This is a genomic window from Pseudomonas sp. R3-18-08 (assembly GCF_003852065.1).
GTDB lineage: Bacteria > Pseudomonadota > Gammaproteobacteria > Pseudomonadales > Pseudomonadaceae > Aquipseudomonas.
In genome coordinates this window covers 2,977,333-2,997,309 of sequence record NZ_CP027729.1, presented here as the reverse complement: position 1 = coordinate 2,997,309, position 19,977 = coordinate 2,977,333, and the positions used below count along the sequence as shown (strand labels likewise).

Below are 19,977 nucleotides of genomic sequence, written 5' to 3'. Positions count from 1 at the left end.
AATCAACAGGTTAGTCGATAAACCCCGGATTGTTCTGAAGTGATGCCTATAAGGTTAAGCGCAAAAATGTTCAACGAATATGAAAGGCGGATGAAAAACTCGTTTATTTGACAGGTAGACAGCCAGTGTTCAGCTATGTGGCCAAGGTGTTAAACCTTGTGAATGTTCAGCCGAATAGGAACGGGCTGACACGTATTTGGTTCATGTGATCGGCGCCCGTGATGGCTCCACTGCCTCTATTCAACAATCTTCTCTGCATTGCCCTTCAAGTGCCGGTAAAGTAAGCCATCTCTTGCCAGGGTACTCGGATGAATAGCGTGCAGCTTTTACGCGGCCAGTTGCGGCCGGTGTTGATCGGATTGTTAGTGTGCGTCGCCTGTGTCACCACAGTGCGGGCCGATGAGGGCGTGGCCCTGGCGAGCATTGACCAGGTGCCGGAAGGCGTCGAAGTACGTGGCAAGCAGGTCGCTGCCTATACCTGGGACGACCGCCAGGGCAAGAACCTGCTGGTGCTGGCCGAACAGGTCAGCGAGCGGGACGACGATGGCACCCAGTCGGCCTTTGTCTATGCGGCCCAGTACCTGCTGGCCGGCGAGCATCCCAAGCGCGTGTGGATGCTTTACGACGATGTGCGCCAGTGCGAATTCGACGCCGGGCTGCACTTTGACACGGCAGCCACCCGAGTCACCGACCTTTTGGGTGACGGCACGACCCAGGCGACTGTTGGCTACTCGCGCACCTGCACCAGCGATGTCAGCCCCAATGAATTCAAGCTGATCATGCACGCCGGCAAGTCCGAGAAGTATCGCCTGCGCGGCGTCGACCGTTACGGCGCAGCCTGGTGGGACGAAGACGCCGGCGCCCTGCGCGGCATGCCGTTGCCGACCGATTGCAGCGTTGCCGCGCAGCAGGCGCTGGTCAGCCAGTACAAAGAGCAGGGCACCGAGCTACCGCTGCCGGGCTGCTATGGCGACGAGAAGGATTTTGCCAAGGCGCCGGACAGCTACCTGGCGTTCATGCGTCAGCACTGGTTTGCGCTGATGAAAAAACAGGACGCCGACTGGGGCCAGTCCCAGACCCAACCCCAGCAGCCGACGCAAGAGGATGACGTGGCGCCGTGATTTGATGGCAGTGCCAAGACTGCGCTAGACTCGGCCTTCGCCAATTCAATAAATATCGCGATTAATCAATAGATTGCTCGTGATATTTAATCCAAAGGCTGATCTACCTTGACTGAGTCCATCCGCAACCCGCTGACCCTCTACCTCACCCGCCTGGCGCCCTCCAGCCAGCTGACCATGCGCTACGTGCTGCAGGACGCCGCCGACCGCCTGGGCTTTGAAGACGTCAACCTTGAAGACATCGACTGGCACCTGCTGCAACCCGAACAGGTGATCGCCCTGGTCGCCGCGTTGCGCGAGGACGGCTATGCGCCGAACACCTCGTCGCTGTATGTGAATGCGGTGCGCGGGGTGATGAACGAAGCGTGGCGGATGAGCCTGATCAGCCAGGAACACTTGTTGAAGATGCGTTCGGTCAAGGCCGCGTCCGGTACGCGCCTGGGGCAGGGGCGTAACCTGCGCCGCACGTTGATCCGCGAAATGATGGAGGTCTGCGCCGCCGACCCACGCCCCCAGGGCCTGCGCGATGCCGCCGTGATCGGCATCCTGTACGGCTCGGGCATGCGCAAATCGGAGTCGGTCAACCTTGACCTGGCGCAGATCGATTTTGAGCAGCGCAGCTTGCGCGTGATCGGCAAGGGCAATAAAGAGCTGATCAAATACGCGCCGGACTGGGCCTTCGCCAAGCTGCAAGCCTGGCTGGAGTTTCGTCGCGGGCAACTCAAGGAAGGCGAACAGGACGACCCGTTCCTGTTCAACCGAATCCGTCGCGGCAGCCATATCACCCGTGAACGCATCACCAAGCACGCGATTTACTACATCGCTCGCCAGCGTGGGGACCAGGTGGGCGTGAAGATCATGCCCCATGATTTTCGCCGCTCGTTCATTACCCGGGTGATCGAGGAGCATGACCTGTCGATCGCACAGAAGCTGGCCCATCACACCAATATCCAGACCACCGCCAGCTATGACGTGCGTGACGGCAATGAGCGGCGGCGGGCGGTGGATCGCTTCGATTTGTAAGGTTCAAGCATTCGCCAGGTGCGGCGGCAAGCGGCGCAGCGTCCATAGCACCGTGAGCAGGGCGGCGGCCGCGCACAGCGCGATGCCCACCAACATTGGCGCGGGCGTATGGTCGGCGAACAGCCCCACCAGCGTCATCGACACAGCGGCGGTGACCATCTGAATCGCACCCAGCAACGCCGACGCAGACCCTGCCACCGCACCGTGATCCTCCAGCGACAACACCCCGGCGGCCGGCAACAACAGGCCGAGAAAGCCGAAGCCGACAAACAGCAGGGTCATCATCAACGCCAGGTTATCGCCCCACAGCGTGGTGGCCGCCAGCAGCGCCATCACGGCGGCCACGGCAATTACCGACCAGCGAATCAGCGGTGCCAGGCCAAAGCGCGCGCTCAGGCGGGCTGTCAGCTGGCTCATGGCGAAAAACGAGGCGGCGTTGACGGCAAAGCACAGGCTGAACTGGGTAGGCGTCAAGCCGAAATACTGGATATACACGAACGGCGCGCTGCCGATAAACACAAAGAACGTGGCCAGGCCAAAACCGCTGACCACCGCCAGGCCGATAAACACCGGGTCGCGCAGCAGCGCGCCGTAGCTGCGGATCGCACCGCCCAGGGTTTTGCCCAGGCGCCGCTCGGCCGGGTGGGTTTCGGGCAGTTGTACAACGGTCATCACCAGGCACAGCACGGCCACCACCGCCAGCACGGCGAACACCTCGCGCCAGCTCCAGAGTGAAATCACCACACTGCCGGCCAGGGGCGCGAGGATCGGCGACACACTCATCACCAGCATCAGCAAGGCCATCAAGCGCGCGGCTTGATGGCCGGTATAGAGGTCGCGCACGATCGCTCGCGGGATGACCATGCCGGCGCACGCGCCAAACGCTTGCAGGGCGCGAAACCCGATCAGCACTTCAATGCTCGGCGCCAACGCGCAACCGACGCTGGCCACGGCGAAAATCACCAGGCCGGCGTAGATCGGCGGCTTGCGCCCATACACATCGCTGAGCGGCCCATAGAACAGCTGGCACACGCCGATGATCATGAAAAATACCGTGAGGCTCATCTGCACGGCGGCAGGCGACGCCTGCAGGCTGGCGCCCAGGGTGGGCAGGGCGGGGAGGTAGCTGTCGATGGCGAACGGGCCGATGGCGGTGATCAACCCCAGCAGCAAGGCGAGGTGGGCAATACGTTGAGGCATGGGTGTCCCGGGGCAAGCAAAAGACGCCCAGCTTAAGGTATCCGCGCAGATCCGCAAACTTGAGCTTCACTAACAGCCAGTGATGCCGATAACACTGGTAACGACGCATCGGCGCTTGGGTAAGGGGATATCCGCATGACGATCAAGTTACGCTTAACGCTGTTGATTGCGACCGGGTTGCTGACCGCCCTGGTCATGAGCCTGGCCGGTTACCTTGGAAACCGGCAGATGAGCGCCGCCGTGCAGGAAAACGAGGTCAGCATGACCGTTTTGCGCAACCACATGGAAGCCGACATGATGCATGACGCGCTGCGCGCCGATGTGTTGTCCGCCATGCTGGTGGGCCTGGGCAAAAGCACCACCACCGCCGCAGAGGTCAATAGTTCGCTCAAGGAGCACGCCGAGAACTTTCGCAAGGTACTGGGGGACAACCTCAAGTTGCCGTTGGAAGCGACGTTCAAAACCAACCTGGACAACATCAAGCCCAGCCTGGACACCTACATCAGCGCCGCCGAGCGTATCGTCGCGCTGGCCTTGGGCAACCCCGAAGGCGCTCGCGGGGAGCTTGAAACCTTCAATAAAGCCTTCAGTCAGCTCGAAGACCAAATGGGCGCCTTCAGTGAGTTGATCGAAAGCCATACCCAACGGACCGGTGATGCCACCCAACACACCATCCATAACGCCAACTTGATCCTGGGCTCGGTATTGATCGCCAGCCTGCTGTTGCTGCTGGCCCAGGGACGCTGGGTAATCCTCAGCATCATGGGGCCTCTGCAAGCAGCCAGCCGCATTGCCGCGAGTATCGCCCGTGGCAACTTGAGCGAACCAATTGTCGAGCCCAGCCGCAACGACGAAGCCAGTTCATTGATTCGCAGCCTGGCCACCATGCAGCGCGACTTGCGCGGCATGATCGACGTGGTGCGCAGCAATGCCCATGGCGTCAATGGCGTGAGCGAACGACTGAGCCAGGGCTGCCATGAAGTGGCGGACAGCAGCCAGCAGCAAAGCGCCGCCGCCAGCACCATGGCCGCCGCCGCCAGCGAAATGACCGCCAGCATCGAAGAAATCACCCGCCACGCCGGGCGCGCGCTGGACATGGCCAACCAGGCCGAAGCCCTGGCCAAGGACGGCGGCCGGGTGATTCACCAAGTGGTCAGCGACATGGACGGCATTGCCCGTTCCGCCCAGCAGTCGGCCCTGGTCATTCGCACCCTGGACAAGGAATCCGAGGCCATCTACAGCATCATCCAAGTGATCAAGGGCATCGCCGACCAAACCAACCTGCTGGCCCTCAACGCCGCCATCGAAGCCGCTCGCGCCGGTGAACAAGGGCGCGGTTTTGCCGTTGTTGCCGACGAAGTACGCAGCCTGGCCGGCCGCACCAGCGCTTCCACCCAGGAAATCGCCAGCATGGTCGGGCGTATCCAGCAAAGCACCCGGGAAGCGGTCACCAGCATGGAGGAGGGCGTCGCCCAAGTGGACAAAGGCATGGCCGTGACCGCCGATGTCGAGCGCGCCATTCGCGAGATTCTGCAGGCCACCTTGAGCACCACGGAGTTGGTCAACGACATCTCCCGGACCATCGGCGAGCAGAGCCTGGCCAGCAATGAAATTGCCCACCAGGTGGAGATGATCGCCGGTATGTCGCAAAACAATAGCCGCGTCATCGGTGAAACAGCCGCGACCACCGATGAGCTGGCTGGCTTGGCCGGGAAATTGTCGCAGTCGGTGGATCGGTTCAGCGTGTAGACCTGTTGATCAACGGCCGGCCTCTGAGGCCGGTTTTTTTTGTCCGCAGAAAGGGGAACCGGGTAAGACCATCCGGCAAAAATTGATTCGACCCCACAAAAAAAAGATTGAATATTCACACCTAATGTTATTTAAATAACAAAACAAGAGCGGCACGCTTTGCCTCGTCGTGCCGTAACAAGGTGGAATAGCAATGAGCAAGATCGCAGTCATCGGCAGCAATATGGTTGATCTGATTACCTACATCGACCGCATGCCGGCCCAGGGCGAGACCCTCGAAGCGCCGGGTTTTGCCCTCGGTTGCGGCGGCAAGGGGGCCAACCAGGCCGTCGCGGCCGCCAAGTTGGGGGCTGATGTCCTGATGCTGAGCAAGGTCGGCGACGACATGTTTGCCGACAACACCGTGGCCAACTTCCAACGCTTTGGCATCGACACCCGTTACGTGCAGCGCGTGCCGGGTGTTTCCAGCGGCGTCGCGCCGATCTTCGTGCGAACTGACTCGCACAACAGCATATTGATCGTCAAAGGAGCCAATGCGCATCTGTCGCCGGCGGACATCGATGCCGCTGCAGCGGACCTGCGTGAATGCACGCTGATCGTGCTGCAGTTGGAAATCAACCTGGAGACGGTCTACCACGCCATCGAATTCGCTCACCGACACGCTATCGCGGTGCTGCTCAACCCGGCACCGGCGCTGACCGGGTTAAGCGCCGAGCACTTGGCGCAGCTGGACTTCCTGATCCCCAACGAATCGGAACTGGCGCTGATCACCGGTCACGTCGTGAACTCGCCGGCCTCGGCCCAGGCCGCCGCGCGCAGCCTGGTCGCCAGCGGCATTCGCCACGTGATCGTCACCCTTGGCGAGCACGGTGCGTTGTACGTGGGCGAAGAGGGCGAATTCCATGTGCCCGGCGTACAGGTGGTGGCCCGTGATACCACGGGGGCCGGCGATGCCTTTATCGGATGCTTCATTCACCACTGGAACCGCGACGGCCTTATCCGTCAGGCCATTGAACAGGCGGTAGCGTATTCCGCGTGCTCGGTCATGGCGCTGGGTACGCAAACGTCTTATCCCGACCACGAAACGTTCACAAGTTTCCAGCAACAGCGGTAATACCCCACCCAGCCCGGAGAACAATAATGAACAAACCTGCGCTGCAACCGACTCCCGATGGCTTCTACCTGAACCGCACGCCCTGGTTCGCCTTTATCCTGCTGTGCAGCATCTTTGCGCTGTGGGCGGCGGCGGCGAGCATGAACGACGTGCTGATCGCCCACTTCAAGAAAGCGTTTCTGCTGAGTGATTTCCAGACCGCCTTTGTGCAGTCGGCGTTTTATCTGGGCTACTTTTTCGTGGCGATCCCGGCCGCGATGGTGGTGCGTCGCTTCAGCTACAAGAGCACGATCCTGATCGGCCTCCTGCTGTATATGTTCGGCTGCCTGTTGTTTTTTCCGGCGGCGTCCACGGCCAAGTACGGCATGTTCCTGTTGGCGCTATTTGTGATAGCCGCCGGGCTGTCGTTCCTTGAAACCGCGTGCAACACCTATTCGACACTGATGGGGCCACGGGAAACCGGGACCCGACGCTTGAACATTTCGCAAACCTTCCACCCATTCGGCGCAATGGCCGGGGTGTACGTAGGCAGTTTTGTGATGTTCAAGGACACGGATGCCACCAGGGAACAACTGACTCAGATGAGCGCTTCCGAGGCGGCGGTTGCGCAGTTGCAAATGATCCAGTCCACGCTCTTGCCCTACAAGTGGATGATTGCCGTGCTGGTGCTGATCTTTATCCTGATCGCGATTACGCGATTTCCCGCCTGCAAGGGCAATAAGCCCGCTGGCAGCAAGCCCGGCAGCCTGCGTCAGAGCCTGGGCCGGCTGTGGCGCAACCCACGCTTTACCTTTGGCGTATTGGCGCAGTTTCTTTACGTGGGCGCCCAGGTCGGCGTGTGGAGTTTCACCATTCGCCTGGCCATGCAAATGGGCGGTATGAACGAGCGCAGCGCCTCCTGGTTTTTGCTGACCACCTTTGCCGCGTATTTTGTCGGCAAGCTGATCGCCAACCTGTTGATGCGGCGGCTGCACCCCGCCAAGGTCCTGGCGATCTACGGCGTGCTGTGTATCGTGCTGCTGGCCTATACCATTCTGGTGCCGAACATTTCGGCGGTGTATGCAGCAGTCGGCGTGAGCATTTTCCTCGGCCCCTGCTGGCCGACCATCTACGGCCTGACCATCGATGGCCTGGGCGAAGACACCGGTGTCGGTGGCTCTTTGCTGGTGATGAGCATTGTAGGCGGCGGGGTGATCCCGATCTTCCAGGGCCTGCTGTCCGACGCCAGCGGCGGCAACATGCAGCTGGCTTACAGCGTGCCGTTACTGTGCTTTATCGTGATCGTGATGTATGCGCTCAAGTGCATGCGCCAACCCGGCACCTTACCGGCGGGCGCCACCGGGGCGGTGGCCTCATGAATACACGTATCCCACTGTACCGAGCGGTGTTTGGCGAGCAGGAAAAGATCCTTCTGCAATCCCCTGCATTCAAGGTCAGTGCCTGGACCTATGCGTCCGGTGTGTTGGCCCTGAGCCTGGAGAACAGCCGTGGCAAGCTGGTGGTACTGCCTTATCAAGGACAGATGATCTGGTCAGCCGAGTTCGACGGTTGCAACCTGACCATGAGCAACCTGTTCGAGCAACCTCGGCCCAGCCCGACGATCATCGACACCTATGGCTGCTTCATGTTTCACAGTGGCCTGCTGCGCAATGGTTGCCCGACGCCGGACGACACGCACGCCTTGCACGGCGAAATGCCCTGCGCGCCCCTGGACACGGCCTGGCTGGAAGTGGGCGAGGGCTTTTTGCGCCTGGGCGGCTCGTATCAGTACGCCAAGGGGTTCGGCGATCGTTACCTGGCTTGCCCCAGCGTCACATTGCGCGCCGATTCGGCCTTGTTCGATATCGATATGGACGTGACGAACCTGGCCGCAAAGCCCATGGACCTGATGTACATGGCCCACATGAACTACGCGTTTGTGACCGGTGCGCGGTTTGTCGAACCATTGGGCGTGCAACGCCTGCGTCTGCGTACCAGCGTGCCGGACCACGTCAAGCCGACGCCAGCCTGGAGCGCCTACATGGCCCGACTGGCCGAGCACCCGACTCAGTTGGCCTGCCTTGAACAGCCGTCACTGTACGACCCCGAGATCGTGTTTTTCTTTGATGGTGTTGCCACTGACGCCGCGGGCCAGGCGCATTTTCTACTCGATCATCCCAATGGCGCGGCGTTTTACACCCGTTACCGTCCCGAACAGTTCGAGCACGCCGCGCGTTGGATCCTGTACACACCGGATCAGCAAGTGGCGGCGTTCGTCCTGCCGTCCACCTGTGAGCCCGAGGGCTATAACGCCGAGAAAGCCAAAGGTCACGTGCGTGTGCTGGCGGCTGGAGCCAGCGCTTCGTTCAGTGTCACCACCGGTTACTTGAGTGCGCAGGAGCGGCAGAAGCTGTTGGGTTAGACCAGCAATTGCGTGCCGTTGGCCTGGATGACTTCCTTGTAGCCACGGGGGATTTTCTTGTCACTGACCACGTAATGAAAGTCTTCCAGGGCGGCGAAGTGAGCGGTGCGCACCGTGTCGAACTTGCTGAAATCGGCGAGCAGCACGCGCTGCTGGGCCTGGCGTATGACCTTTTGCTTGACCTCGACTTCGTTGAAGTTGAAGCACGTCACGCCGAATTCCTGGCTGACGCCGGCGGCGGTCACAAAGGCCCATGTCAGGCGCACGCTGTCGAGGATGCTGCTTTCGGCGCGGCTTTCAAAAACCTGATTCTTGCGGTGAAAAGTGCCACCGCACAACACGATGTGGCAATTGGGCTTGTTCTGCAGTTTGAGCAGCACGTTCAGCGAGCTGCACACCGCCGTGAACTCCAGCGCATCGGGAATGAAATCAACCACAAAAGGCGAGGTGGTGCCGCAGTCAAAAAATACCGTGTCACCGGCCTGGATCAACTGGGCAGCGAGCTTTCCGATGCGGCGTTTTTCCTCAACGTGACGCGTGTCCTGCTCCGCCACGCGATAATCGCCGGCCTCGTTGCCGACTCGCGTGATGTAGCCGCCCAGCAGGCGCAGATGATCGCTGAAATGGTTGAGATCGCGGCGCAGGGTCATTTCGGAAACCTCCAGCAGCGCGGCCATTTCCTTCAAGTGAATGGCATTCTGGTCCTGCAAGGCTTGTTGAATGAGCTTCAGTCGATCGGCTTTTCTACTGTCCACGAGTATTCCAGAGGTTGATTGTTGTTGTTAAATAAGTAACATTAAATGTTAATATTGTAACTATTTTATGTGCGCACTGTGACACGCGCGCCACAATCATTGGCAACATACAGGCAAGGGCTCGTTAAATGAACAATCTTCCACCCGCAGCATTGGCCAAGTACATCGATCACACCCTGCTGGCTCCCGACGCCTCCCGTGAGCAGATCCGAACCTTGTGCGAAGAGGCCCGCGAACACGGCTTTTACTCCGTATGCCTGAACTCGGGTCAAGTACCTTACGCCGCGTCATGCCTGACCGATAAAAGCGTAGTGATTTGTGCTGTTGTGGGCTTTCCATTGGGGGCCGGTCTGAGTGACACCAAGGCTTTCGAAGCCCAACGGGCAATTGCCGCCGGGGCAGGGGAGATCGATATGGTGCTCAATATCGGATGGTTGAAAGATGGGCTACTGGAAGCCGTGCGCGAAGACATCGCCCTGGTCCACGAGGCCTGCGGCGCCGTGCCGTTGAAGGTCATACTGGAAACCTGTCTGCTCGACGACAAGCAGAAGGTCCAGGCCTGCGAAATCTGCCGCGACTTGGGTGTGGCGTTCGTCAAGACCTCCACCGGCTTCAGCCGAAGCGGTGCGACAGTCGAAGATGTGGCACTGATGCGCCAGACCGTGGGCGCAGGGGTTGGTGTAAAGGCGTCCGGCGGTGTGCGCGATTATCCGACGGCTTTAAAGATGATTGAAGCCGGGGCGACACGTTTGGGCAGTAGTTCAGGAATTGCGATCGTGGGCGGAGCGATGACGGCGGCGGGTGGTTATTGAAGGTTTTTTGCTGATCAGCGATCGGTAGATATAACTATACTAAATAGTCATTTAGTTGAGTTATACGATATATCTATATAAACGGGCAGGGCGACAGGCCGATTTCAACCGAAAACAGCCAGCCAGATCGTATGCCCGCCACATTCCGGATCTTCTGTTATTTGCTCAACGACGCTGAAACCGTGGGCATTGAGCAGCGCAATATATTCACCATGGTCCAGGCTTGCATGATAAAGCGTTTCGCCCTCAAAGCTGCCCAGCGCGACGCCATGTGCCGTGCCACTGGTAAACATCAGTGCAGCACCAGGCTGGGCATGGGCCTGGAAAATAGGGAACATTCGACGCTGATCATCAGGCGTCAGATGAAAGAAACTGTCCCACGCCAGAATGCCAGCGTAACGCTGATTCAACGCCAACTGGCGCATGTCGGCCACATGCCAGGCGTGTTGCGGGAAACGTTGCCGACACAAGGTGATCATCGCCGTGGAAGAATCAACGCCAGATACAGCGTGACCCGCGCCGATCAAGTAAGCGGCCATGGGTTCGGCGCAGCCACAGCCGACATCGAGGACATGACCAGCTGCAACCGGCATGGCCTGGCGAAAACGATCCAGCCAGTGTTGTTCAACAAGGCGCCGTGAACGAACTCGATCCCATGTTTGAGCGTGACGTTCGTAAAGATCGATGATCTGATGGGCTGCTTCATGCATGCGGGAAATCCTGAGGGGATGTGGTCAAGAGGCGTGGCTGAGGTTTGAAATGTACCTGGGAGACGGCCTGTGTGGAATACCAATGGGTTCGCATAATGTATATTATGTTAAATTAGCTATTAAGACAGGCATGCCCCAAAGCGCACACCTGCTCTAACCTCTTACCCAACCCAACTCACAGCAGTTTTGGGAATCACTTCCGACTCGTCGAGTTTGGAGGCGAACATGCTCACTGCCGCGACGGCGTCGCTGGTGCCGCTGCGGATCTGCAATATCACCGAGCCGGCCTGATCGGCCAGGCCTACTCCGCGTTGCGCGCCCTCTTGAGTAGCGTTCATGCTGGCGACGGCATCACGGGTTTCGGAAAGGATCTTGCCAATCATTTCGGCAATTTCCGCAGTCGAGCGACTGGTGCGTCCCGCCAGCTGTCGGACTTCGTCGGCCACTACCGCAAAGCCTCGGCCCTGATCGCCCGCTCGGGCTGCTTCAATGGCGGCGTTGAGGGCCAGCAGGTTGGTCTGATCAGCGATACCGCGAATCGTATTGACGATGGCCGTGATCTGTTCGGAACGGTCACCCAACTGACCGACCAGCCGCGCCGACGCGCCAATGTTTTCGGCTATCTGGCGCATCTCTCTGGCTGTTTCCTGGATGACTTGGGCGCCCTGTTCGGCGACTTTCTCGGTCTCGGCGGAAATATGGTACGCCCGGGAAGCGCCGCGCGAGTCCTCTTCAAAGCGCTCGATGCGCGCGGTGATATCACTGGCGAACTTGACGATCTTCGACAATTTGCCGTCAGCGTCATACACCGGGTTATAGGTGGCTTCCAGCCAGACTACCCGTCCGTTTTTGCCGATACGTTTGAACTGACCACTGAAAAACTCGCCGGCATTTAATCGACGCCAGAAGTCGCTGTATTCGCTGCTATTGATCAAGCTTGGCTCGCAAAACAGCCGGTGGTGCTTACCCTTGAGCTCGCTCAGGCTGTAGCCCATGGTGTGTAGAAAGTTGTCGTTGGCCGAGAGGATATTGCCCGTTAGGTCAAACTCAATCACAGCCATGGCGCGATCCAGCGCGGCCAGTTTGCCCCGCGCCAGCGCTTCCTGAGCGACTTTTTCAGTCACGTCCAGTGCATACTTGACGATCCTGTTCACTTGGCCGCGCTCGTCGAGCACCGGGTTGTAACTGGCTTCAAGCCAGACATTCTGCCCCATCGCGTTAATTCGCTGGAAAGTCCCCGACACGAATGTACCGGCACGCAGTTGCGACCAAAACTGGCTGTAATCCGCGCTGCGGGTTAACGCAGGCGTGCAGAAGTCACGATGCGACTTACCAAGCAATTGGTCGGCGCTATAGCCTATGGTGGCGAGAAAATTATCGTTGGCTCGCAGCACCTTTCCGTCCAGATCAAACTCGACCACCGCCATGGAGCGGCCCAGTGCTTCGAACAATCCCTTGTAACCCATTACTTCAGCCTTCCTGGCCTCCAGTTCATCTTTTATAGTTTTATTGAACATGGACTGCCCCTCGGTTTACCGCCAACGGATACGACTTGAATAGATATCGGCGGACAATCGGGCAACTGAATGGGGCATTACACAATTATGATTTGACGTCAATAAACTGCGCTTTGATCACGCCTCATTCAACGCCAGCGCCATCTTCAACCGAAGATCCTTTTCCGCAAACGGCTTATGCAACACCGGACAGTCAGCAAACTCTTTCGGCAAACCGCTGACGCCGTACCCCGTGCTGAACAAGAACGGAATGTTGCGCGCGCGCAAAACGCTGGCAACCGGAAACACGTGTTCTCCCGCCAGGTTCACGTCCAGAATCGCCAGGTCTACGTCGAGCACACTGGCCTTTTCGAGTGCCTTCGCGAGTCGGGCCACGGAGGCAACTACCGTGCATCCCATGTCTTCGAGCATTTCCTCGATCAACATCGCGATGGTGCCTTCGTCTTCAACCAGGAGCACCCTGGTTCCTGGGAATCCGGTCATGGTGTGTTCTCAACGACCATGAACGAAAAGCGGCAATGAACGCCCTCACGGGCGAAGTCGAGTTCAAAAGAACCGCCTAGATCACGCTCGATGCAGCGCTGCATCAAACGCGAACCCAACCCTTTGCGTTCTGGCGTGATCACTGCAGGGCCGCCCTCCTCGCGCCAGTCCAGGGTGAGTAGCGCGCCGTCCGGCTGGGGTTGAACGCTCCAGTTCACGTAAAGCGTCCCGGTTTCGTTCGACATCGAACCGTATTTCAGGGCGTTGATTGCCAGTTCATTGAGGGTCATGGTGAGGCTCAGGGCGACGCGGGTGTCCACATCGATGGCGTCACCGGCGATCATGATGCGCCCAGGTTCATCGCCGAATACCGGCATTAGCACTTCATGGGCCAGCACGCTCAGCGGCGTGTGGCCCCAATGCCGCTTCGTCAGCAGGTCGTGGGCACGCGACAACGCGAGCAGCCTGGCTTCGAAGCGGACATAACCTTCGTTGGCATCCTGCGCGCTGCGCGCGGTTTGCGCCGCCAGGGACTGGACCGTGGCCAGGGTGTTCTTGACCCTGTGATTGAGTTCATCGATCAGGTTTTTCTGTCGGTCTTCTGCCTGCTTTCGCTCAGTAATGTCCACGAGCATGTTGATCGCACCGATCAGGTTTCCGTCGGCATCGTGCAGAGGGGTCGGATACGGCGCAAAGGACACGCGAGTGCCGTCCGGGCGTTCCGCAATGGCCTCGACGCCCCGCACCGGCCGATTTTCCCTGAGCGCCACGGCCATCGGGCATTGGTCGTGAGGCAGATACGTGCCGTCGGTGTTGAACAGTTTCCAGGTGACGCACCACAGGTCGCCCAGTTGCGGTGTGCGCCCCGACAACTCGACGGCCGCGCCGTTATAGAAGTTGATGCGCCCTTCGGCGTCGGTGGTGTAGACGGCCGCCGGCAGCGCCTCCAGCAGGTTGCGCATGTGTCGCTCGCTTTCGCGCACGCGGTGTTCCATCTCTCGGGCCAGCGTCACGTCCTGGATGACCCGTACGCCGTAGCGGAACCTGCCATCGGCAGCCCTGACCGATGAGCTGTGAATATCCAGATAGATCGGCTGGCCATCGAGCTTTACGGCACGTTTGCGCAACACGTAATTGTCCAGTTCGCCCGCCACCTGCCGTGCGTATAACGCCGCGTCCTGCTCGACACTGTCTGGATGGGTGTAGTCCAGGAAGGTCATCGCCAGCAGTTGTTCGCGAGACCGACCGAGCATGGTGCACAGGGCATCGTTCACCCGCAGCAGGCGACCGTCCTCCCCTGCTTCCGCAATGCCGATGGTCGCCGCCTCGTAAGTCGCCGCCAAGCGGTCATCGCTCTCCTGGCGCTCGGTTTCGGCGTCGTGCACGCGGGTCACGTCGATAGTGAAACAACGGGTATTAAAGAATTTGCCGTTTTCAAAGCGCCCATTGGAGGTAATCGCGACATGCTTGATGGTGCCGTTCTTGGCTTTAAGGCGCGCCGGATAGCTGTTCAGGCAATCGCCGCTGCCAAGCTTGGTGAGGATGTCACCGATAACCGGCTCATCCACATGGAATTCGGTGATGTGACGGCCGATGTACTCGTCCACTGAATAGCCCAGCAGCGACAACTCGGCTTTGTTGGCCCGCAGAATAATGCCTTCGCCGCTGACAATATGAAGGCCCACGGCGCTGTTTTCGAAAAAGTCTTCAAGGTCGCAGCTTTTGCGTCGCAGTTCCTCGGCGATGGCGTGGTGCGTCGAGACATCCTGAAAGCAGTTGATTGCGCCCTGGATGTGTCCCTCCCGGTCTCTCAGCGTGCGGATACTCATGAGTGCCACGAATCGCGATCCGTCAGGGCGCTCGATCAAGACTTCCTGGTTACGCGCGCACTGCCCCGCGTTGAGGGTCGAGGCCATCGGGCATTCGTCAACGGCCAACGGCGTGCCACCTGTGGAATAAAGGCGATACGAACCGCAGAAGCGGTCTCCGCCCTCCCCCAGCGCCGGTGTCCTGCCCCACAGCTCGACCGCTTCGCTGTTGAATCGGACGAGCCACCCGTTGTGGTCACAGAGATAGATAGCCCCGGGAATGGCATCGAGCGTTTGAGTTCCCATCGCGACCAGCTTCTCGTACTCGCTGGGCTCGCGCGCGTCCCTGGGGCGCTCATCAAAATTCAACATCGTTCATCCCTCGAACACCTGATTGGAACGCATCTGTTTTTACCGTCTTGGGGCCTACTCTGCCTGAGACGGCGTTCCACTTCAGATAAATCTCGTTTCACCCGGAAAGATCTTTTCTGAGCCTGCAATGGACGCTAGATCATTATGGGTTTCGGTAGTTCAGTAAAAATGGCGCATAGAGCCCACTACAAGATCTTGTAGGTGCCAAGCCTCTACAAGTCCTCTATAAAAACCCGCACTTGCCCCCTCCCCAAGGAACATCCTGTCATGCACATGGAAGAGCATACGCTGAGCGAAATGAGTGACGAGCTCAAACTCATGTTAGGTCGCTTTCGGCACGAACAATTCGTCGAGAAACTTGGATGGCGATTGCCCATCCAGCCGCACCAGGCCGGTTGTGAGTGGGACCAATACGACACGGAGCACGCCCGCTACCTCCTGGCGTTCAACGAGCATCATTCCATTATAGGCTGCGCCCGTCTGATACCCACAATATTCCCCAACCTGCTGGAGGGCGTCTTCAGCCATACCTGCGCAGGTACACCGCCCAAGCATACCGCCATCTGGGAAATGACCCGCTTCACCACCCGCGAACCGCAATTGGCCATGCCTTTGTTCTGGAAAAGCCTCAAGACTGCCAGCTTGGCAGGCGCCGATGCCATCGTCGGAATCGTCAACAGCACGATGGAGCGCTATTACAAAATCAATGGGGTCAACTACGAACGCCTGGGGCCAGTCACCCTGCACCAGGACGAAAAAATCCTCGCCATCAAGCTTTCGGCCCACCGTGAACACCACCGTGGTGCGCGCATGCCTTCAGCCTTCACATCCGGGGCGTTTCTGGAAGAGACCGCATGATACCGGCCGAGTCGTCCTGCTGGACGACTCGGCGCAGTCGATGAACCTCAGATATAGCCCAGCGCGACCGCGTAAGACACGGCCTGCACGCGGTTGCTGGCACCGAGTTTGCGTTGGATGTTGCGGTGATGGTAATTCACAGTGTCGGTGCACACGCCCATGATCACGCCAATTTCTTCCGAGGTCTTGCCGTCTGCGGTCCAGCGCAACACATCACATTCCCGCTCGCTGAACTCCACATCGGTGTTGAACGCACGAACATCGCTTTCCAACTCGGAAATCTTCGCCAGGGCCACCGCGGCAAACGCTTTGGTCACCGGCTTCAATGCTTCGAACTCCTGAAGACTGATGACATTGTCCTTGCGTGCCAGGCTCAACACTCCGACACGCCCCTGGGTGTTGAACGAAGGTTGTGCCAGGCCGTGGCACAGATTCGAATCGTTGGCTTCAGACCACAGCTGCGGGCAGCCCCGGAACAGCTCATTGCTCCATAAAATAGGGGCCGACGAGACTTTGCTGTGTTTCACCGTAGGGTCGATCGTTGCGTAGTTAGCTGCCTGATAGCGCTGTATCCAGTCTTCGGGATAATTGCTGTACATATAGGTTCTGGGCCGCATGAACGGCGTCACGCTGCACATGCCATAGGCAAAGAAATCAAACCGCAGTTCACGCAAGACTCTCAATGAAACCGCCGTGAATTCCTCCATGTTCATGGTTTGCGCAAAGATACTGTAAAAATAAGCATCCCATCCCAACAGCTGTCCTAATTCCATTTTGAACACCTATAAAGCTCGAAAGGAATCGTGAGACTAAAGCAACCTGAACTCATGTCAAACACAAAATTCCAGCGCTATAGACTGCTTCGCACTAGCACTAGATTTCTTATGTCTAACCCAACTAACTAGCCATAGGCCACTGTTCCCGGCCGACGAATGAACCTGCTCATTCATAATAATGCAACAACCTGTCCGACAGCCCGCACCGCCCCGCTCAGGCTTGAGCCACTACAAGATCTGGTAGTTCCAAGCCCAGGAAATGCGGGTGTATAAACAACACCGTTCGGAACAGCCGCGAAGGCACCACAGTTAAAACAACTGTTAGATAGGGCCATGCGCAATTAACTAAATATTTACTTGATTTTTAAATCTTAATCCAACTAAGGAGAACGCTGCCCATGCCTGCTTCGCTTACCCCTGGCGGTTTTAATGATCAGCTCGAACTTCGCCAAAAGAATCGCGCCACGGTTGAACAGTACATGCGCACTAACGGCGCAGATCGCCTGCGCCGGCATGAGCTGTTCACGCCGGATGGCAGTGGCGGCTCCTGGAACACCGAAACCGGTGAGCCCCTTGTGTTTAAAGGCCACGCGAAACTCGCCGCCCTCGGCGTGTGGCTGGACAAGTGCTTTCCAGACTGGCAGTGGCACAACGTCCGGGTGTTTGAAACCGACAATCCCAACCATTTCTGGGTGGAAAGCGACGGCCGCGGCAAGTCCCTGGTGCCCGGTTACCCGGAGGGGTATTGCGAAAACCATTACATCCATTCCTTCGAGCTGGACAACGGCAAAATCACGCAAAACCGTGAATTCATGAACCCCTTCGAACAACTTCGCGCCTTGGGCATCCCGATTCCAAGCATCAAGCGTGAAGGGATCCCCGCCTCATAAGCCCTTTATCCATTGGAGATTGAGCATGTCTACCAGCGCAGCACAACAACTGACAACTAATGACACTGAACTACGTCGCAAGAACCGCGCCACGGTCGAGCAATACATGCGCACCAAAGGCCAGGATCGCCTGCGCCGGCATGAACTATTCACCGAAGACGGTTCCGGCGGCTTATGGACCACGGATACCGGCGCTCCGATTGTAATCAGTGGCAAAGCCAAGTTGGCCGAACACGCTATTTGGTCACTCAAGTGCTTCCCGGATTGGGAATGGTACAACGTCAAGGTGTTTGAAACCGATGACCCTAACCATATCTGGGTCGAGTGCGATGGTCACGGCAAGATTCTCTTTCCCGGTTACCCGGAAGGTTATTACGAGAATCACTTCCTGCACTCCTTCGAACTGGAGGACGGCAAAGTAAAACGCAATCGTGAATTCATGAACGTCTTTCAACAACTGCGCGCCCTGGGTATTGCGGTACCGCATATCAAGCGTGAAGGCATCCCTACTTAATCCTTTGGGAGAGTGATCGCATCATGGAAGACTTACTGAAACGGGTTCTAAATTGTGAAGCGTTCCAGCAGCCTCAATGGAGCGAACCCTCACAATTGCATGACGCGCAGGCCTACCTCAGGGACAGCGCGTCACTGATTCGCGTCGAAGACATTCTGGTCCTGCGTGCCACCCTGGCGAGGGTCGCGGCTGGCGAAGCGATCATCATCCAGTGCGGCGACTGCGCCGAGGACATGGATGAAAGCGCGCCCAGCCATGTGACGCGCAAAGCCGCGGTGCTGGACATCCTGGCCGGTGCGTTCCGGCTGGTAACCCAGCAACCGGTGGTGCGGGTGGGGCGGATTGCCGGGCAGTTTGCCAAACCGCGTTCCAACCACAGCGAACGCATCGGCGATGTCGAGTTGCCGGTGTATCGCGGTGACATGGTCAACGGTCGCGAGGCAGTCAGCGGCCATCGCCAGCATGATGCGCAACGCCTGGTGCGCGGCTATCGCGCGGCGCAGGACATCATGCAACACCTGGGGTGGAAGGACCCGGCCGGCAAGGAGCCGCTTAGCGGTTCTCCCGCCTGGACCAGCCACGAAATGCTGGTGCTCGACTACGAACTGCCGCAAGTGCGCCAGGACGAGCAGGGCCGGGTATTTCTCGGTTCAACCCACTGGCCGTGGATTGGCGAGCGTACCCGCCAGTTGACCGGCGCTCACGTCGCCTTGCTCAGCGAAGTGCTCAACCCGGTGGCCTGCAAGGTCGGCCCGGACATCACCCAGGACCAGCTGCTGAGCCTGTGCGAGCGCCTGGACCCCAGGCGCGAACCCGGCCGGCTGACGCTGATCGCCCGCATGGGCGCCCACAAGGTCGCCGACCGCCTGCCACCGCTGGTTGAAGCGGTGCGCCGTGCCGGCCACCAGATCATCTGGCTCAGCGACCCGATGCACGGCAACACCATCGTCGCGCCCTGCGGCAACAAGACCCGCATGGTGCAGACCATCACCGAGGAAATCACCGCCTTCAAACATGCCGTGACCTCCGCTGGTGGCGTGGCCGGCGGACTGCACCTGGAAACCACTCCGGATGACGTCAGCGAGTGCGCCTCCGATGCCGCCGGCCTGAACCAGGTTGCCAGCCACTACACAAGCCTGTGCGACCCGCGCCTGAACCCCAGGCAAGCCATTGCTGCGGTGATGGCCTGGCAAACCTGCCCTCCTCCACCCCTGGTTCCCTCTGACTGGAGTTTGTCGCCATGACCGGCATTCCATCGATCGTCCCTTACGCCCTGCCCACCTCCCGCGACCTGCCCTCCAACCTCGCGCAGTGGCGTATCGACCCCGAGCGCGCCGTGCTGTTGGTGCATGACATGCAGCGCTACTTTCTGCGGCCCTTGCCCCAGGCCCTGCGTGAAGAGGTCGTGAGCAATGCCGCGCGCATTCGCCAGTGGGCCGCCGACAACCACGTGCCGGTGGCCTACACCGCCCAACCGGGCAGCATGAACGCGGAGCAACGCGGGCTGCTCAAGGATTTCTGGGGCCCAGGCATGCAGGCCAGCCCGGCCGACCGCGAGGTGGTCGACGCCCTCACGCCCCAACCGGGTGACTGGCTGCTGACCAAGTGGCGCTACAGCGCCTTCTTCAATTCCGACTTGCTGCAACGCATGCACGCCGGCGAGCGCGACCAGTTGATCCTGTGCGGGGTGTATGCGCATGTCGGGGTACTGATTTCCAGCGTGGATGCCTACTCCAACGACATCCAACCCTTCCTCGTGGCCGACGCGATCGCCGACTTCAGCAAGGAGCATCACTGGATGGCCATGGAATACGCCGCCAGCCGTTGCGCCATGGTCATCACCACCGACGAGGTGGTGCTATGAGCCAAGCCGC

The 19,977-nt window shown here is 59.1% G+C and carries 18 protein-coding genes and 3 pseudogenes; 13 read left to right on the top strand and 8 right to left on the bottom strand.

Annotation, left to right across the window (positions count from 1 at the left end; genetic code table 11):
* Positions 1–308 precede the first annotated feature (308 nt).
* On the top strand, positions 309–1,121 hold the full coding sequence (locus C4J92_RS13615) for a M949_RS01915 family surface polysaccharide biosynthesis protein (RefSeq protein ID WP_124404214.1): 813 nt from the start codon (positions 309–311) through the stop codon (positions 1,119–1,121).
* A gap of 108 nt (positions 1,122–1,229) precedes the next feature.
* The gene (xerC, locus tag C4J92_RS13610; RefSeq protein WP_124404213.1) at positions 1,230–2,144 is read left to right on the top strand and encodes a tyrosine recombinase XerC; all 915 of its coding nucleotides are present in this window, start codon (positions 1,230–1,232) and stop codon (positions 2,142–2,144) included.
* A 3-nt stretch (positions 2,145–2,147) separates the two neighbouring features.
* On the opposite strand, the gene C4J92_RS13605 is transcribed toward xerC, so the two are convergent.
* Positions 2,148–3,344, bottom strand: coding sequence for a multidrug effflux MFS transporter (locus C4J92_RS13605; RefSeq protein WP_124404212.1), 1,197 nt, complete (start codon positions 3,342–3,344; stop codon positions 2,148–2,150).
* A 135-nt stretch (positions 3,345–3,479) separates the two neighbouring features.
* Between C4J92_RS13605 and C4J92_RS27510 the strand changes: the two are divergent.
* From C4J92_RS27510 to C4J92_RS13585, 5 genes and pseudogenes are all read left to right on the top strand, one after another.
* Positions 3,480–4,235 (top strand): annotated as a pseudogene (locus C4J92_RS27510) (MCP four helix bundle domain-containing protein); the annotation flags it as partial.
* On the top strand, positions 4,230–5,093 hold the full coding sequence (locus C4J92_RS27505) for a methyl-accepting chemotaxis protein (protein ID WP_372238393.1): 864 nt from the start codon (positions 4,230–4,232) through the stop codon (positions 5,091–5,093). The pseudogene C4J92_RS27510 and the gene C4J92_RS27505, both read left to right, overlap by 6 nt.
* Before the next feature lie 193 nt (positions 5,094–5,286).
* On the top strand, positions 5,287–6,207 hold the full coding sequence (rbsK, locus tag C4J92_RS13595) for a ribokinase (protein ID WP_124404210.1): 921 nt from the start codon (positions 5,287–5,289) through the stop codon (positions 6,205–6,207).
* Positions 6,208–6,233: 26 nt separating this feature from the next.
* Positions 6,234–7,565 (top strand): L-fucose:H+ symporter permease, encoded by a 1,332-nt coding sequence (gene fucP, locus C4J92_RS13590; protein WP_124362920.1) that lies wholly within the window; start codon positions 6,234–6,236, stop codon positions 7,563–7,565.
* Complete coding sequence (locus tag C4J92_RS13585) at positions 7,562–8,608, top strand: aldose 1-epimerase family protein (protein ID WP_124404209.1); 1,047 nt, start codon at positions 7,562–7,564, stop codon at positions 8,606–8,608. Before fucP ends, C4J92_RS13585 begins: the two co-directional genes overlap by 4 nt.
* Here C4J92_RS13585 and deoR read toward each other — a convergent pair.
* Entirely contained in the window at positions 8,605–9,363 is a 759-nt protein-coding gene (gene deoR / locus C4J92_RS13580; protein WP_124404208.1) for a DNA-binding transcriptional repressor DeoR, read from the bottom strand. The two genes, C4J92_RS13585 and deoR, sit on opposite strands and share 4 nt — an antisense overlap.
* Positions 9,364–9,491: 128 nt before the next feature.
* On the opposite strand from deoR, the gene deoC reads away from it, so the two are divergent.
* A complete protein-coding gene (deoC, locus tag C4J92_RS13575; protein WP_124404207.1) occupies positions 9,492–10,175 on the top strand; it encodes a deoxyribose-phosphate aldolase in 684 nt (227 codons plus the stop codon).
* Positions 10,176–10,279: 104 nt separating this feature from the next.
* Here the strand turns inward: deoC and C4J92_RS13570 are convergent, their stop codons facing one another.
* The 5 genes and pseudogenes from C4J92_RS13570 to C4J92_RS13555 all read right to left on the bottom strand — a co-directional run bounded on the left by C4J92_RS13570 (position 10,280) and on the right by C4J92_RS13555 (position 15,065).
* Entirely contained in the window at positions 10,280–10,885 is a 606-nt protein-coding gene (locus C4J92_RS13570) for a class I SAM-dependent methyltransferase (RefSeq protein WP_124404206.1), read from the bottom strand.
* Positions 10,886–11,046: 161 nt separating this feature from the next.
* Positions 11,047–11,523, bottom strand: a pseudogene (locus C4J92_RS27500) (methyl-accepting chemotaxis protein); the annotation flags it as partial.
* A 111-nt stretch (positions 11,524–11,634) separates the two neighbouring features.
* Positions 11,635–12,312 (bottom strand): annotated as a pseudogene (locus tag C4J92_RS27495) (PAS domain-containing protein); the annotation flags it as partial.
* Positions 12,313–12,519: 207 nt separating this feature from the next.
* Positions 12,520–12,885, bottom strand: coding sequence for a response regulator (locus C4J92_RS13560; protein ID WP_124404204.1), 366 nt, complete (start codon positions 12,883–12,885; stop codon positions 12,520–12,522).
* Positions 12,882–15,065: a PAS domain S-box protein gene (locus C4J92_RS13555; RefSeq protein ID WP_124404203.1), complete on the bottom strand. Its 2,184-nt coding sequence runs from the start codon at positions 15,063–15,065 to the stop codon at positions 12,882–12,884. Before C4J92_RS13555 ends, C4J92_RS13560 begins: the two co-directional genes overlap by 4 nt.
* Before the next feature lie 267 nt (positions 15,066–15,332).
* Between C4J92_RS13555 and C4J92_RS13550 the strand changes: the two genes are divergently transcribed.
* Positions 15,333–15,923, top strand: a complete 591-nt coding sequence (locus C4J92_RS13550; RefSeq protein WP_124404202.1) for an acyl-homoserine-lactone synthase — start codon at positions 15,333–15,335, stop codon at positions 15,921–15,923.
* A gap of 47 nt (positions 15,924–15,970) precedes the next feature.
* Here the strand turns inward: C4J92_RS13550 and C4J92_RS13545 are convergent, their stop codons facing one another.
* Positions 15,971–16,696, bottom strand: coding sequence for an autoinducer binding domain-containing protein (locus tag C4J92_RS13545; protein ID WP_124404201.1), 726 nt, complete (start codon positions 16,694–16,696; stop codon positions 15,971–15,973).
* A 401-nt stretch (positions 16,697–17,097) separates the two neighbouring features.
* Between C4J92_RS13545 and C4J92_RS13540 the strand changes: the two genes are divergently transcribed.
* The 4 genes from C4J92_RS13540 to C4J92_RS13525 are packed head-to-tail and all read left to right on the top strand — an operon-like array spanning position 17,098 to position 19,967.
* Positions 17,098–17,589 (top strand): PhzA/PhzB family protein, encoded by a 492-nt coding sequence (locus C4J92_RS13540; RefSeq protein WP_124404200.1) that lies wholly within the window; start codon positions 17,098–17,100, stop codon positions 17,587–17,589.
* 25 nt (positions 17,590–17,614) lie between these two features.
* Positions 17,615–18,103 (top strand): PhzA/PhzB family protein, encoded by a 489-nt coding sequence (locus C4J92_RS13535; protein ID WP_124370729.1) that lies wholly within the window; start codon positions 17,615–17,617, stop codon positions 18,101–18,103.
* Between the two features lie 23 nt (positions 18,104–18,126).
* Positions 18,127–19,347: a 3-deoxy-7-phosphoheptulonate synthase gene (locus C4J92_RS13530; protein WP_124404199.1), complete on the top strand. Its 1,221-nt coding sequence runs from the start codon at positions 18,127–18,129 to the stop codon at positions 19,345–19,347.
* Positions 19,344–19,967: an isochorismatase family protein gene (locus C4J92_RS13525; protein ID WP_124404198.1), complete on the top strand. Its 624-nt coding sequence runs from the start codon at positions 19,344–19,346 to the stop codon at positions 19,965–19,967. The genes C4J92_RS13530 and C4J92_RS13525 overlap by 4 nt, the downstream gene beginning before the upstream one ends.
* Positions 19,968–19,977: the final 10 nt, after the last annotated feature.

Coding starts and splice junctions, on each gene's coding strand:
- C4J92_RS13615 (WP_124404214.1), top strand. CDS start 309: ATGAATAGCGTGCAGCTTTTACGCGGCCAGTTGCGGCCGGTGTTGATC.
- C4J92_RS13605 (WP_124404212.1), bottom strand. CDS start 3,344: ATGCCTCAACGTATTGCCCACCTCGCCTTGCTGCTGGGGTTGATCACC.
- C4J92_RS27505 (WP_372238393.1), top strand. CDS start 4,230: ATGCAGCGCGACTTGCGCGGCATGATCGACGTGGTGCGCAGCAATGCC.
- rbsK (WP_124404210.1), top strand. CDS start 5,287: ATGAGCAAGATCGCAGTCATCGGCAGCAATATGGTTGATCTGATTACC.
- fucP (WP_124362920.1), top strand. CDS start 6,234: ATGAACAAACCTGCGCTGCAACCGACTCCCGATGGCTTCTACCTGAAC.
- C4J92_RS13585 (WP_124404209.1), top strand. CDS start 7,562: ATGAATACACGTATCCCACTGTACCGAGCGGTGTTTGGCGAGCAGGAA.
- deoC (WP_124404207.1), top strand. CDS start 9,492: ATGAACAATCTTCCACCCGCAGCATTGGCCAAGTACATCGATCACACC.
- C4J92_RS13570 (WP_124404206.1), bottom strand. CDS start 10,885: ATGCATGAAGCAGCCCATCAGATCATCGATCTTTACGAACGTCACGCT.
- C4J92_RS13560 (WP_124404204.1), bottom strand. CDS start 12,885: ATGACCGGATTCCCAGGAACCAGGGTGCTCCTGGTTGAAGACGAAGGC.
- C4J92_RS13555 (WP_124404203.1), bottom strand. CDS start 15,065: ATGTTGAATTTTGATGAGCGCCCCAGGGACGCGCGCGAGCCCAGCGAG.
- C4J92_RS13550 (WP_124404202.1), top strand. CDS start 15,333: ATGCACATGGAAGAGCATACGCTGAGCGAAATGAGTGACGAGCTCAAA.
- C4J92_RS13545 (WP_124404201.1), bottom strand. CDS start 16,696: ATGGAATTAGGACAGCTGTTGGGATGGGATGCTTATTTTTACAGTATC.
- C4J92_RS13540 (WP_124404200.1), top strand. CDS start 17,098: ATGCCTGCTTCGCTTACCCCTGGCGGTTTTAATGATCAGCTCGAACTT.
- C4J92_RS13535 (WP_124370729.1), top strand. CDS start 17,615: ATGTCTACCAGCGCAGCACAACAACTGACAACTAATGACACTGAACTA.
- C4J92_RS13530 (WP_124404199.1), top strand. CDS start 18,127: ATGGAAGACTTACTGAAACGGGTTCTAAATTGTGAAGCGTTCCAGCAG.
- C4J92_RS13525 (WP_124404198.1), top strand. CDS start 19,344: ATGACCGGCATTCCATCGATCGTCCCTTACGCCCTGCCCACCTCCCGC.